General features: G+C 59.5%; 15 protein-coding genes. 14 read left to right on the forward strand and 1 reads right to left on the reverse strand.

Translation table 11 applies throughout. From position 1 onward, the window contains the following. Positions 1–45: 45 nt before the first annotated feature. From rpmJ to glmM, 10 genes are all read left to right on the forward strand, one after another. Positions 46–159: a 50S ribosomal protein L36 gene (gene rpmJ / locus H2O65_RS02545; protein WP_182142044.1), complete on the forward strand. Its 114-nt coding sequence runs from the start codon at positions 46–48 to the stop codon at positions 157–159. Positions 160–327: 168 nt separating this feature from the next. Beyond that, entirely contained in the window at positions 328–696 is a 369-nt protein-coding gene (gene rpsM / locus H2O65_RS02550; protein WP_182142045.1) for a 30S ribosomal protein S13, read from the forward strand. 17 nt (positions 697–713) lie between these two features. Continuing rightward, positions 714–1,118, forward strand: coding sequence for a 30S ribosomal protein S11 (rpsK, locus tag H2O65_RS02555; RefSeq protein WP_182142046.1), 405 nt, complete (start codon positions 714–716; stop codon positions 1,116–1,118). Positions 1,119–1,240: 122 nt separating this feature from the next. Further along, entirely contained in the window at positions 1,241–2,236 is a 996-nt protein-coding gene (locus H2O65_RS02560; RefSeq protein WP_182142047.1) for a DNA-directed RNA polymerase subunit alpha, read from the forward strand. A 45-nt stretch (positions 2,237–2,281) separates the two neighbouring features. Then, the gene (rplQ, locus tag H2O65_RS02565) at positions 2,282–2,803 is read left to right on the forward strand and encodes a 50S ribosomal protein L17 (RefSeq protein WP_182142048.1); all 522 of its coding nucleotides are present in this window, start codon (positions 2,282–2,284) and stop codon (positions 2,801–2,803) included. Positions 2,804–3,797: 994 nt separating this feature from the next. Further along, positions 3,798–4,568 carry an ROK family protein gene (locus tag H2O65_RS02570; protein WP_182142049.1) on the forward strand — a complete coding sequence of 257 codons (771 nt, stop codon included), beginning with the start codon at positions 3,798–3,800 and terminating at the stop codon, positions 4,566–4,568. Between the two features lie 56 nt (positions 4,569–4,624). Then, positions 4,625–5,557, forward strand: coding sequence for a tRNA pseudouridine synthase A (locus tag H2O65_RS02575; RefSeq protein ID WP_182142618.1), 933 nt, complete (start codon positions 4,625–4,627; stop codon positions 5,555–5,557). Between the two features lie 309 nt (positions 5,558–5,866). Next, positions 5,867–6,310: a 50S ribosomal protein L13 gene (gene rplM / locus H2O65_RS02580; RefSeq protein ID WP_182142050.1), complete on the forward strand. Its 444-nt coding sequence runs from the start codon at positions 5,867–5,869 to the stop codon at positions 6,308–6,310. Between the two features lie 35 nt (positions 6,311–6,345). Continuing rightward, positions 6,346–6,837, forward strand: coding sequence for a 30S ribosomal protein S9 (rpsI, locus tag H2O65_RS02585; protein ID WP_182142051.1), 492 nt, complete (start codon positions 6,346–6,348; stop codon positions 6,835–6,837). A 132-nt stretch (positions 6,838–6,969) separates the two neighbouring features. Further along, a complete protein-coding gene (glmM, locus tag H2O65_RS02590; RefSeq protein ID WP_182142052.1) occupies positions 6,970–8,334 on the forward strand; it encodes a phosphoglucosamine mutase in 1,365 nt (454 codons plus the stop codon). A gap of 4 nt (positions 8,335–8,338) precedes the next feature. Here the strand turns inward: glmM and coaA are convergent, their stop codons facing one another. Then, positions 8,339–9,316 carry a type I pantothenate kinase gene (gene coaA, locus H2O65_RS02595; RefSeq protein ID WP_182142053.1) on the reverse strand — a complete coding sequence of 326 codons (978 nt, stop codon included), beginning with the start codon at positions 9,314–9,316 and terminating at the stop codon, positions 8,339–8,341. A 27-nt stretch (positions 9,317–9,343) separates the two neighbouring features. Between coaA and H2O65_RS02600 the strand changes: the two genes are divergently transcribed. The 4 genes from H2O65_RS02600 (at position 9,344) to tsaE (ending at position 13,040) form a co-directional block, all read left to right on the forward strand. After that, a complete protein-coding gene (locus H2O65_RS02600; protein ID WP_182142054.1) occupies positions 9,344–10,222 on the forward strand; it encodes an ADP/ATP-dependent (S)-NAD(P)H-hydrate dehydratase in 879 nt (292 codons plus the stop codon). Positions 10,223–10,233: 11 nt separating this feature from the next. Continuing rightward, entirely contained in the window at positions 10,234–11,214 is a 981-nt protein-coding gene (locus H2O65_RS02605) for a GRP family sugar transporter (protein ID WP_182142055.1), read from the forward strand. A gap of 72 nt (positions 11,215–11,286) precedes the next feature. Beyond that, positions 11,287–12,555 carry an alanine racemase gene (gene alr, locus H2O65_RS02610; protein WP_182142056.1) on the forward strand — a complete coding sequence of 423 codons (1,269 nt, stop codon included), beginning with the start codon at positions 11,287–11,289 and terminating at the stop codon, positions 12,553–12,555. Further along, positions 12,555–13,040: a tRNA (adenosine(37)-N6)-threonylcarbamoyltransferase complex ATPase subunit type 1 TsaE gene (gene tsaE, locus H2O65_RS02615; protein WP_182142057.1), complete on the forward strand. Its 486-nt coding sequence runs from the start codon at positions 12,555–12,557 to the stop codon at positions 13,038–13,040. Before alr ends, tsaE begins: the two co-directional genes overlap by 1 nt. Positions 13,041–13,042: the final 2 nt, after the last annotated feature.

Raw genomic sequence — 13,042 nt, forward strand, 5'->3', positions numbered from 1 at the left:
TCGTAGACGGCCTCGACAGTTGCGACTTGCAACAAAGGAACAGCAATGAAAGTAAAACCAAGCGTCAAGCGGATCTGTGACAAGTGCAAGGTGATTCGTCGCCACGGCACCGTCATGGTGATTTGCGAGAACCCCCGCCACAAGCAGCGCCAGGGCTGACACCAGTCAGATAGGCGCCCGAAGAGATTCGGGTGGTATCGGAAAAGCTCTCCCGAACAGGACGGATGTCCTGGACCCTCGGTTCGGAGGCCGAGGCTGGCGGCAGTCTGAAAGGACAGCGTCAGTAGGGAAGGCAAGACCTTCGAAAACAATGGAGCATAGAGGAACATGGCACGTATCGCCGGCGTCGACCTCCCCCGCGACAAGCGGCTTGAGGTTGCGCTTACCTACATTTATGGCATTGGACGCACCCGTTCTAAAGAGACGCTGCAGGCCACGGGTATTAGCCCCGACCTGCGCGTAAAGGACGCCACAGAAGAAGACATGGTTGCCCTGCGTCAGTACATCGAGACCCACTTTGAGGTGGAGGGCGATCTACGACGTGAGGTCCAGGCGGATATCCGTCGCAAGATCGAAATCGGCAGCTACCAGGGCATGCGTCACCGTCGTGGCCTTCCGGTTCGCGGCCAGCGCACAAAGACTAACGCTCGCACCCGTAAGGGTCCGAAGCGTACGGTCGCCGGTAAGAAGAAGTAGACGGGTAGGTAGGGAATATGGCACAGAAGACCCGCGCCACAACCTCGCGTAAGCCGCGACGGAAAGAACGGCGCAATGTAACGAACGGCCAAGCTCATATCCGTTCGACTTTCAACAACACGATCATTTCGATCACCGATACCACAGGCGCTGTCATTGCTCAGTGCTCTTCGGGTCAGGTCGGCTTCAAGGGGTCGCGTAAATCGACACCATTTGCGGCGCAGCTGGCTGCAGAAGCTGCTGCTCGACGTGCGCAGGAACAGGGCATGAAGAAGGTTGATGTCTTCGTGAAGGGCCCCGGCTCTGGACGCGAGACAGCTATCCGTTCGCTGCAGGCCGCTGGTCTTGAGGTTGGCACCATTCAGGATGTCACACCGCAGGCTTTCAATGGTTGCCGTCCTCCTAAGCGTCGACGCGGCTAATTGACTTCTGCTTGGGCGGGTAAGAGCTCGCCCAAGCGCATATTTCACAGGTTATTTCCCGCCCGGTGGGGCGGATCCGCCCTCGGTGTCATATAGCGGGCACCGGGAAGAAAGGAATCAACGTGCTCATTGCACAGCGACCAATCCTGACTGAAGAAGTCATTTCTGATAACCGTTCACGCTTCACCCTTGAGCCTCTGGAGCCTGGTTTTGGCTACACGCTTGGTAACTCTTTGCGCCGTACTCTGCTGTCCTCTATTCCGGGCGCTGCAGTCACATCGCTTCGTATCGAAGGTGTTCCGCACGAATTCGAGACGATCGAGGGCGTAAAGGAAGATGTTGCTGAGATCATTCTGAGCATCAAGGCTCTGGTGTTGGCTTCGGACAACGACGAGCCTGTCGTTATGTACCTGCGCAAGTCAGGCCCCGGTGTCGTCCTAGCATCTGACATCACACCTCCCGCTGGCGTGGAGATCCACAACCCGGATCTCGTTATTGCGACGCTCAACGAGAATGGGAAGTTGGAGGCTGAGCTGACTGTGGAGCGTGGCCGTGGCTACGTTCCGGCTGCTCAGAACAAGCACTTCGACGCTACGTACGACGAGATCCCGGTGGACTCGATCTACTCTCCGGTGCTGAAGGTGACCTACCGCGTGGAAGCAACACGTGTTGAGCAACGTACCGACTTTGACCGCCTCGTCCTCGACGTGGAGACAAAGCCGTCCATTGCTCCTCGCGATGCTGTTGCATCTGCAGGGAAGACACTGGTTGAGCTCTTCGGTTTGGCACGTGACTTGAATGTTGAAGCAGAGGGAATCGAAATTGGCGTTGCTGCCACTGACGAGACTCTCGCTGCGGACCTAGCGCTGCCGATCGAAAGCCTGAACCTGCAGTCACGCTCGTACAACGCGCTGCGTCGTCGTGGCATCCTCACCGTTGGTGAGTTGGTGGCACACAGCGAGGCCGACCTGCTTGACATCCGCAACTTCGGCACCAAGTCGATTGAAGAGATCAAGGAGTCCCTTGCGACTCTGGGAATGGCTTTGAAGGATTCACCTCTGCCCGGTGAGGGTGGCGAATCCGGAGAGTCAATCTTCAGCGATGACCTGGGCTTATAGCCCAACCAACTTTTCTGATCCAACCTAAGTTATCCAGGAGCATTCATGCCCACTCCGAAGAAGGGCCCCCGGCTCGGCGCTAGCGCGTCACATCAGCGGAAGATTCTTGCTAACCTTTCGTCTCAGCTAATCTTCAACCGCTCGTTGAAGACAACTGAAGCCAAGGCCAAAACCCTCCAGCCATACTTCGAAAAGCTTGTCACGAAGGCGAAGAGCGGCACCATCCACGATCGCCGCGTCGTATCGCGCAAGATCACTGATCGCGATGCCGTTTACGAGCTGTTCGATGTCATCGCACCGGAACTCGATCCAGAGCGCAATGGCGGCTATACCCGGATTACCCGTATCGGTAACCGCAAGGGTGACAACGCCCCGATGTGCGTGATTGAGATTGTCCTTGAGCCTGTCGTCAAGAAGGCAACCGTCAAGACTGCAGAAAAGGTTGCGGCTGCTGCCGTTGCCGAACCTGTGGTTGAAGAGGTTGAGGAAGTTCTCGAAGAAGCCGAAGAGGCCGTTGAGGCCGAAGAGGTTGCTGACGAGACCTCCGACGAGGACGACACCAAGTAAGTCGTTTCACTAGGAAGCCATCCCGTATCCGCTATGGATCTCCGGGGTGGCTTCTTTGTGTCTGCGCCGCCGCGCAGCGCGTCGGCCTCGGCCCAACCCCAACCTCCCCGACGCCCGCGACGCCCAGCCTTCCTCGACGCCCAGCCTTCCTCAACGCCCAGCCTTCCGTGAAATGTATACGTGGGGGCGAAATGATCGTCTGGGGTACGTACCCGAGAGGCACGTCTCATCCCCACGTATACATTTGGCGGCGTCCACCTCTCAACTCGTCAAAGCCCCGTGTGCGTGAGACTGCCTGTGGTCTTGGGGTGGGAGATGCGGAGCTATGACTGTTACGCCATACGGGGCCGGTTGCGCCTTACGGAGCGAGTTTAGCCGCATTTTCCCTAAAATCACACGGTTATGCGGACCAAACCCGCTCCGTAAGGCGCAACCCGCTCCCTTATGACACCGGGCAGCGTCGGAACCAACCTCAACAACGAGCAAACAACAACCCACCGACTCGAAACAGCCTGGCAACCCGCGATCACTTGAGTTCGGCCCCATCTAGGCGCCTCGGTCCCGCGGAGGTCGCATCTGGTTGCAGTCTGAGTCGCTTTTCCGACCTGCGGGGGACCGGGAGCACGGGGGGACGAGGGGGGAGTAGGCTGGGGCGGCAGGCATTTCCGCTAACTGCACTGAAGTGGCAGGAATCTGCGGGGATTTCGGGGTTTTTTGAGCCACAAGAGTGTAGTTAGTGGCGGATGCGCCCGGCCGAGGGGTCGGAGGTGCGGCGGCGGGGTGCGGCGGCGGAGGGGGTGGTGCGGGGGGCCGAGGGGCCAGGAGGGGACCGCGGAGTCGCGCAGGGGGACGAGGACGCGGGTGGCGCAGGAGGACGAGGGCCAGCGCAGCAGCGACGGAGCGAGGGCCAGCGCAGCGGCGGTGGAGCCGCGGTATGGGGGCGGATGCCGCCGGCTGCAATGTGGTCACGGCGACTTGCGGGTAAGTTTGTATCATGTCTAGTTCTGGTCCCCTCACCCTGTGCATCGATTGCGGTGGTGGTGGCATCAAAGGTTCGGTTGCCGACGAGTTCGCCACTGTCATTGCGAATCCCGTGCGGAAGCGCGCCCCCTACCCCATGCCCCCGAGGGTCCTTGTCGAGACGATATCTTTGATCGCCGCTGAACTACCCCGTGCCGACCGCGTTACCGTTGGGATGCCGGGGATGATCCGCCACGGGCGTGTCATCGCAACGCCCCACTACATAACCAAGGATGGGCCCCGTTCCAAGGTGGTGCCAGAACTGAAGGATGCCTGGCGCAACTTCGATATGAAGGCCGCCATTGAGGATACTTTTGACCTCCCCACCATCGTTCTCAACGATGCGGAGGTTGCGGGCGCCGGCGTGATTACTGGGACCGGCCTCGAAATGATCATCACCCTAGGAACGGGTTTGGGCAACGCAATCTTTGATTCCGGAGCACTTTCTCCCCACGCGGAACTGTCCCAGGGCCTCGTGCGTTGGGGGCTGACATTCGACGACTACCTTGGCGAGCATGAACGCCTCCGTCTTGGGGATGCGCACTGGTCACGCAGGGTGCGCCGTGTCATTGAAGGGTTCGTTCCCGTCTACATGTGGGACCGGCTCTACATTGGTGGTGGCAACGCCTCAAGAATCATCATGTCACCCCGAAATCCACTGCCCGAGAACATCGTGTTTGTGCGTAACGAGGCCGGAATCTTCGGGGGAGTGAGGGCCTGGGATCTGACTGGAGCGCACCGGTGAGAGGACCTAGCGAAGCGGGATCCGTTCCGCGGCAAGAGCCTGACGAGGCAGGGTTCATTCCGCGGCAAGAGCTCGGCGAAGTAGGATCCGTTCCGCAGCAAAGGTTGCGGTTCGATCTTTGCTACGACGGCTCAAACCTGCATGGTTGGGCTAAGCAGGACGGCTTGAGAACCGTTCAGGGCGAACTGGAACGCGCACTGACGACGATTTTGCGCCGGCCCATTTCACTGACCGTAGCGGGCCGTACCGATTCTGGTGTTCATGCCAAACACCAGGTGGCTCACTGCGATGTGAATCAGTTCGAGGGCGATCCGCAGAAACTTCGAGACCGCATCAACGGGATTCTTGCTTCCTCTTACTCGGCTCTCTGGCGCCCTCTCATTTCAGGTGGTTCCGTGGCGCGCGGGACCTTGATAAAGGGGGAGGCCGACATCGTGGTCACCACGGTTGCCGTTGTGCCCGACACCTTTGACGCACGATTCTCGGCGACGGGTCGTCAGTATCGTTATCTTCTCAGCGCTTCCCCGCAGAGCCGCGACCCTCTGACAAGGAACGCTCGCTGGTGGGTTCCCTACAACGATCTTGACGTCACAGCCATGAACAACGCAGCCATCGTCCTCTTAGGTGAGCACGACTTTCTTTCATTCTGTAGGCCCCGCGAAGGTGCGACCACAATCCGCACCCTGCGTCACCTCGAAGTGGCCGAGGGCGAGGACGGAGAACTAACCATTGACGTTTCTGCCGATGCCTTCTGTCACTCAATGGTGCGATCCTTGGTGGGTGCGCTGGTCGAGGTTGGAAGGGGTGCGCGCGACGAAGACTGGATGAGGGCCCTAGTCGACAACCCCACTCGAGGCCACGGGGTTCCAGTCGCACCGGCACGTGGATTGACCCTGATGGGGGTTGCCTACCCCCCGGAACGCGAGTGGTCAGAGCAGTCGCGGCGGGCAAGGACACTGCGCACGCTGGAAGACTGTACGGAGTGCTGACCATTCGGGATGGGCGGACGGACCAAGCCCAGATCACTGAGAGTCTGACGGGCTCAGCCCAGATGACTGAGGAGTCCAGCACAATTCCGCGGGTCCTTTGACCGGAGGGAATCCGGGTCGATAGACTCAGCTCTGTTGTGTGGTCTGCGTATTGAACACCTCCCACTCGTTTGATATGCCCGACGCGCCGTGAAACTCGGCCTTATGTCGGCGCTGCGCAACAGTGACTTTTGAAGTGAATAGGGACTCCGGCTGCCCGCTGACTGTGAGAGCCCCTGTTCCGAACGAAGAGAATTGAAGGCTAGACAGGTGCGCACCTACTCACCGAAACCTGGAGATGCGGACAAGAAGTGGTACGTCATCGATGCAAACGATGCCGTCCTCGGACGTCTCTCTGCCCAGGTTGCCACGCTGCTGCGTGGCAAGCACAAGCCGACGTTCGCCCCTAACGCTGATATGGGCGATTACGTCATCGTGATCAATGCTGACAAGGTTGTTCTGACCGGCAAGAAGCTGGATCAGAAGAAGGCCTACAGCCACTCCGGTTTCCCGGGTGGGCTCAAGACGGTTTCCTACCGCACACTCATGGACAAGAACCCTGAGCGCGTGATTGAGAAGGCCGTGTGGGGCATGATTCCCCACAACTCGCTGGGCCGCCAGCAGATCAAGAAGCTGCATGTATATGCGGGTGGAGAGCACCCCCACGCAGCCCAGATGCCCATCCCGTACGAGCTGAAGCAGGTCGCCCAGTAGTTCGGGCGCTGACGGCACACACTTTTAGGAGAACCGTGGCTGAGACCACCGAAGTTTTGGAACTGGATGAGGAAGTTGCTCCCAGTTCGTATACATCAGAATCCGAAGAATCTGCCCCTGGGGCAGGCGCTTCGATCACGGCACCGGGCGCTGGCCTCGGTCGTCGTAAGGAAGCAGTTGCTCGCGTTCGCCTGATTCCAGGCACCGGAGAGTGGACCATCAACGGTCGCACCCTGGACAACTACTTCCCGAACAAGTTGCACCAGCAGTTGGTGAACTCCCCGTTCGCGCTGCTTGATCTTGAAGGTCGCTTTGACGTTGTAGCACGTATCCATGGTGGTGGCCCCTCGGGTCAGGCCGGTGCTCTTCGTCTGGGTGTTTCCCGCGCGCTGAATGAGATTGATCGTGATGCGAACCGCGCCGCTCTGAAGAAGGCAGGGTTCCTTACACGTGACGCTCGTGCAGTTGAGCGCAAGAAGGCCGGCCTGAAGAAGGCCCGTAAGGCACCGCAGTACTCGAAGCGCTAAATCGGCAAATCAAACGCCGACCAACGCAAATACAATAAGAACCTCCGTCACAGATGTGGCGGAGGTTCTTATACTTAGGGATGTGTGTTCGCAAGAGCGGGTTGCGCAAGGAACAGAGATTAGAGGTAGATGATGGGCAGACTATTCGGTACCGACGGGGTTCGTGGCCTCGCTAACCGAGATATCACCGCAGAACTTGCGTTAGCACTGGGTGAGGCGGCAGCCCGTCGAATTGGTGGTACCGATAAGAAGTCCCGCGGTTCCCGCAGGCCACGTGCAATCATCGGTCGTGACACCCGAATCTCGGGGGAGTTCCTTGATCACGCTCTGGCTGCAGGCCTAGCCGCAGCCGGTATGGATGTGGTTCGCGTTGGCGTTGTTCCGACACCCGCGGTGGCGCACGTGACTGCAACTGAAGAGGGAATCGACCTCGGCGTGATGATTTCTGCTTCACACAACCCCATGCCGGACAACGGCATCAAGTTCTTTGCCCGCGGCGGTTTCAAACTGGAAGACTCGATTGAAGATGAGATCGAGGCTCTTTTGGAGAAACCGTGGCAACGTCCGACGGGTGCTGCCGTGGGTGAGGTGTGGTATGACGACGACCTGGCTGAGAAGAGCTACGTTGACCACCTCGTTGAGTCTTGCGGTACAGACCTCTCCGGCCTACGTATCGCGGTGGATTGTGCGAATGGCGCGGCCTCGGTGTTTGGGCCGGAAGCCTTGCGCCGTAGCGGTGCGGACGTCGTTGTCATCAACGCTTCACCGGATGGTCGCAACATTAACGACAACTGTGGTTCCACGCATCCAGAGCAGCTGCAGGCTGCCACCGTTGCTTCCCGAGCGGACTTTGGCGTTGCCTTTGACGGGGATGCAGACAGGTGCCTGGCAGTTGATGGGTCTGGAAGCCTCATCGATGGTGACAAGATCATGGGCGCGCTTGCCCGGTCAATGCGCAGTGAGGGGAAGCTGCACGAGGACACCCTGGTCGTTACTGTCATGTCGAACTTGGGCCTGGTGAAGGCAATGGAGGCCGAGGGGATCAGTATTGTGCAGAGCCCGGTTGGAGACCGCTACGTCCTCGAGGCAATGCGCGCCGGCGGATTCTCACTTGGTGGTGAACAGTCGGGCCACGTCATTGCCTCTGAGTACGCAACAACCGGGGACGGCGTCCTTACTTCGATGCTGATCGCAAGGATGGTGAAGCTGTCCGGGAAGTCTCTGGCAACGCTCGTAGCCGACATTCCGCGTCTTCCGCAGACTCTGGTCAACGTCTCGGGTGTGGATCGCAACGGCCTTGATCACCCAGAAGTTGTTGAGACGGTCAGTTACGTTGAACGTCTACTTGGTGATACGGGACGCGTCCTCATGCGGCCTTCCGGTACGGAACCCCTGGTACGCGTCATGGTTGAGGCTCCGACCCAGCTCCAGGCTGACGGGATTGCCGAACTGCTGGGACACGCAGTCAAGAAGCACCTGGCACTCGATCAGAAGTAGGGATCTACATCTTCCTGAGGTAGATGTCCTGGATGGTATGGTCGGCCGCCTTCCGCAGCACCATTGTTGCGCGAGGGCGGGTCGGCTCAATGTTGTCCAGCAGGTTGGGGAGGTTGATTGCGGACCACAGACGGCGCGCGGTTGCGATTGCCTCATCGTCCGGGAGGTCAGCATAGTTTCGGAAATATGACGCAGGATCAGCGAACGCTGCTGTACGTAAGGTGAGGAACCTATCTACGTACCACTCCTCAATGTCCTCTGTGGCGGCGTCAACATAAAGCTGAAAGTCGAAGTAGTCCGAAATTGTCACGCCGGGAATATCCGGGCCGGTCCTCGCGGGCTGCAACACGTTCAACCCCTCGACGATGAGGATGTCGGGGCGCCGCACTGTGACCTGCTCGCCCTCAACAATGTCGTACGTGACGTGGGAGTAGATCGGCGCGGACACCGATCGTTGCCCGGCTTTGATTCGGGCCACAAAGTCAAGGAGTGCAGCTCGGTCATATGACTCGGGGAACCCTTTCCGGTCCATCAGGCCCCGCCGCGCGAGTTCCGCGTTGGGGTAGAGGAACCCGTCGGTGGTGATCAGGTCTACTCGCGGTGTCCGGGGCCACCTCGACAGTAGGAGCCGCAAGAGTCTTGCAACAGTTGATTTTCCGACGGCTACAGAACCGGCCACGCCGATCACGAAGGGTGTGGGGTACTGCGAGCCCTGATGGAGGAATGAACGTCGCGCCGCCCTCGTCCGCCAAGTTCCATCAACGTGGAGCTGGAGCAGAGCTGAGAGGGGACGGTAGATGGCGTCTATCTCTTCAAGGTCAATGGGGTCGCCGAGGGTTGCAATTGCTGCAACATCCTTAGCGGTCAGCGGGAGTGGGCTCTGCGAAGCGAGCGCAGACCACTGTTCGCGGCTGAAATGCTCGAACGGGCTCGGGCTGGTGGTCGTTATGTCAACATTGATCACGTCATGATTATTCCGCATGCGGCTACTGTGGTGGGAGGAGAGCAAATGAACGAGATTGATCAGACACTGATCGCGGCCCACCTGAGAGTTCCGGGTCCGCGTGACCACAAGTACAGTCGCGGGGTCCCGATGCTTGCCACAGGTTCTCCAACTTATCCGGGAGCAGCGGTACTGGGAGTTGGCGGCGCTCTCGCGGTCGGGCCCGGCATGGTCCGCTACACGGGGGCCGCTCGGTGCGAAGACCTGGTTATCTCAGCATTTCCTGAGGTGGTGCTCGGCGGAGGGCGTTTTGACGCAGCACTCATCGGCAGTGGCTGGGATTCTTCAATGGCGTCCTATGTCGAGGTCGTAGCGCGAGAGTGCGCTCTCGAGGGGCGACCGCTGATTGTGGATGCTGGTGCCCTGCGCGGCGCGCGGGAATGGGCGAACGACAACCCTTTGGTTGTGGCGACCCCGCATGTTGGGGAAGCATCCGAAATCCTCACCCTGTTCGGAGAGGAATGGTCACGGGCTGAGGTTGAGAAAGACATCGAAGGTGCGGCTGTGCGGCTCGCACACCTCGCCCGATGTGTGGTTGTTGTCAAGGGGGCAACGACCTGTGTGGCCACCCCCGCTGGCACATCTTTCTGCTTCCAGGCGCCGACTGCGTGGGGTGCGACGGCTGGTGCCGGTGATGTTCTGGCAGGGATGATCTGCGCGGCGGTTGCCCAGGTGCAGGCACTTGCACTGCAAAAAGGCTCTTCCCTCAGCATCGATGACCTGGCGGGCCCTGTCGCATGTGCCGTGGGCCTGCATGGGTTTGCAGCCGCATCTGCGGCGGGAATTCTTGATGCCAACTTGGAACCCACCGGATCCCAGGGCCACCCGATTGTTGCCACGGATATTATCAAGGCGGTCCCCAACGCTTTTGAGCAGATCCTCTGAAAGGGAGCTAAGTGTATTTTGCCCTTGCCCTCGTCCCCGCCTTCCTCTATGGCTCAATGGGCATCATCCTCTTGAAAGTTGGGGGAGATGCCCGGCAGCACACACTTGGCGTCGCTCTGGGCTCTTTCGTCAGTGCGACTGTGTTGGCGCTGATTCTGGGATTGGATACTGACTCGACCTCGATTCTTGTCGCCTTCTGCGCGGGTATCGTGGTCGGGTTGGCCTCGTACCTGCAGATTTCCGCATTCCACAAGATTGGTGTCTCACGCGTTATGCCACTGACTACAGGTGGGCAGTTGCTGGGGATCTCACTGCTCGGCATACTCCTCTTCGGAGAGTGGCTCGGGTCAGCGGCCCTACCGGTTGGCCTGGTTGGCCTAGCTCTGATCATCCTCGGGGTGATGCTCACATCCTGGCAGCAGAAGCCAACGGGAGACTTCGACGAGGGCGGGGAAGTCGTGGCGGTTCCCTACGACCCGGTCGCTGTGGCCGCACCCGGCGTAGGCTCCCCAACCCCCGTGGATACCAGGCCGAAACAGCTGGTGTCCGGCCTCATCGATACGGGTCTGTCCACCCTGTTCTACATTGCGTTTCCAATTATCATTCGCTACTGGGAAGTTGATCCCCTGCGATCCTTCTTCTACCAGGCATTCGGGATCCTGCTGGTCGGATTCATCGTCTCCTTTCCATTCTTCACCAAGCAGTTGGGCCGGGTTGATACCAGATGGTCCAAGTACACGCTGGCGGCGATGATCCCTGGCGGTATGTGGGGGCTTGGCGTCGTCATCATGCAGTTTTCCCAGGTCAAAGTGGGTGTGGCGGTCGGCTTCTCCCTGTCGCAACTGAGCGTAATCATCGCTACCTTCGGGGGAATCTGGATACTGGGAGAGAAACGTACAAGGAAGGAAATGGTTGCCATATCGGTGGGCGTCCTCGTCCTCGTCGTCGGTGCTCTGCTGCTCGGGGTGGCGAAGTCTCTTGACGTTGCCTAGCTACGGCTTCCCGAGTGGATGCGTGGTACAGGCAACGATGAAGTCCGCGCAAGCGGTGGAATAATGGGCAGAGTGGAAAACCTAGAACCCGACAATTACCCGGCATGCATAACCGTGGACCTTGGCGCCATCCGCCACAACGTGGCAAAGCTGAAAGACTACGCCAACGGGTCCGCGCTACTGGCCGTGGTGAAGTCCAACGGCTATGGGTTTGGCCGGACAGAGGTGGCATTTGCCGCATACGACGAGGGCGTGCGGTGGTTTGCCGTCTCCAGAATCCCTGAGGCACTGGCTCTACGACGCGACTTTGATGGGGCGCACCTCGACCCGCAAGAGACACACATACTGACTTGGATTGGCGCTCCCAACCACGACTGGGTTAGTGCCCACAAAGCCCACCTGGATGTTTCTGTGTCCACTGTTGGCCAACTTGAGCAAGCCATTCTTGCTGCACGCGAAGTAGCCGAGGAGTGCAACGAGCCACTTCGCCCGGCACGCATTCACCTGAACGTGGATGTGGGCATGTCCAGAGGTGGGGCAACAGAGGTGGAGCTACCCGAACTGGCTGCCCGCGCCAAGCAGGCCCAAGACGCCGGTGAAGTGCAAGTTGTGGGCCTCCTTGCGCACCTTCCCGAAGCCGACGATCCGTACGGCCCGGGCAAGGCGGTAACAGATTCCCATATTGTCCGCTTCCGCGACTACAGAGAGTCGGTTCTGGCGGCCGGTCTGACCCCGGAGGTCTGCCACCTTGGGGCAACAGCGGGGACACTGTGGCACCAGGATGCTCACTTCGACATGGTCCGCCCCGGGATTGGCATTTACGGGTTCTCGCCGAACCCGGCGGCCTCGACCTCGTCCGAACTTGGCCTTGTCCCGGCAGGCCGTTTCACAACCACTGTCACCCAGATCAAGCTTATTGAGCCGGGCACCCGCGTGTCGTACGGGGGAACTTGGGAAGCCGACGAGCCGACGTGGATCGGATTGCTTCCAGTCGGGTACGCCGACGGGATTCCGCGCAGCATTTCAAACAGGGTCTCGGTCCAGGTCCAAACCGCGGCTGGGGTAGTCAACGCGCCCATCATCGGACGAGTGTGTATGGACCAAATCATGATTGACCTTGGGACGGACCCGGAGACTCCCGCGCAGGTAGGTGACGCGGTTGTCCTCTTCGGAGATCCGGCAAAAGGGGAGACGTCCGTGGACGACTGGGCGCGGGCCAGCGAGACGATCCACTACGAGGTACTCTCCAGACTTCCCGAGCACATTGTCCGCGTCTACCTAGACCCTCCCGAAAGGATCGACTACGAGTTCCTAGCCAAGAATGATGGGGGAGGTGCCTGATGCGGTTCGACGTGCGCACTGAGACAGCGGATGAGACCCGCGCTGTAGGGGCCAGCCTTGCCCATCTTCTCAAAGCAGGTGACATGGTGATTCTGGTGGGCGATTTAGGGGCGGGCAAAACAACGCTGGTTCAAGGACTTGGCGCCGCATTGGGAGTCCGAGGGCGGGTGACATCACCAACGTATATAGTCTCGCGTGTCCATCGCTCGCAAGAGGCCGGCCCCGACCTGATCCATGTTGATGCCTACCGTGTCGAAGACGACCTTGACATGGAAACCGTCGACCTGGAGGCTTCTTTGGAAGATTCCGTCACGGTTGTGGAATGGGGACAGGGGAAAGCCGACCGCCTCAGCGCAGACCGCTTTGAGTTGACCCTTCAGTTCGATGGCGAGGACGAGGACGCGCGGAAAATCAGCCTGGTCGCCCTCGGAGAAGAACCTGAGAGACGCCTTGCAGAATGGGTGCAGACACGCCCCCTTGGGTAAGA

Origin of the sequence: Schaalia sp. JY-X169, assembly GCF_014069575.1 — a bacterium.
Taxonomy (GTDB): Bacteria; Actinomycetota; Actinomycetes; order Actinomycetales; family Actinomycetaceae; genus Scrofimicrobium.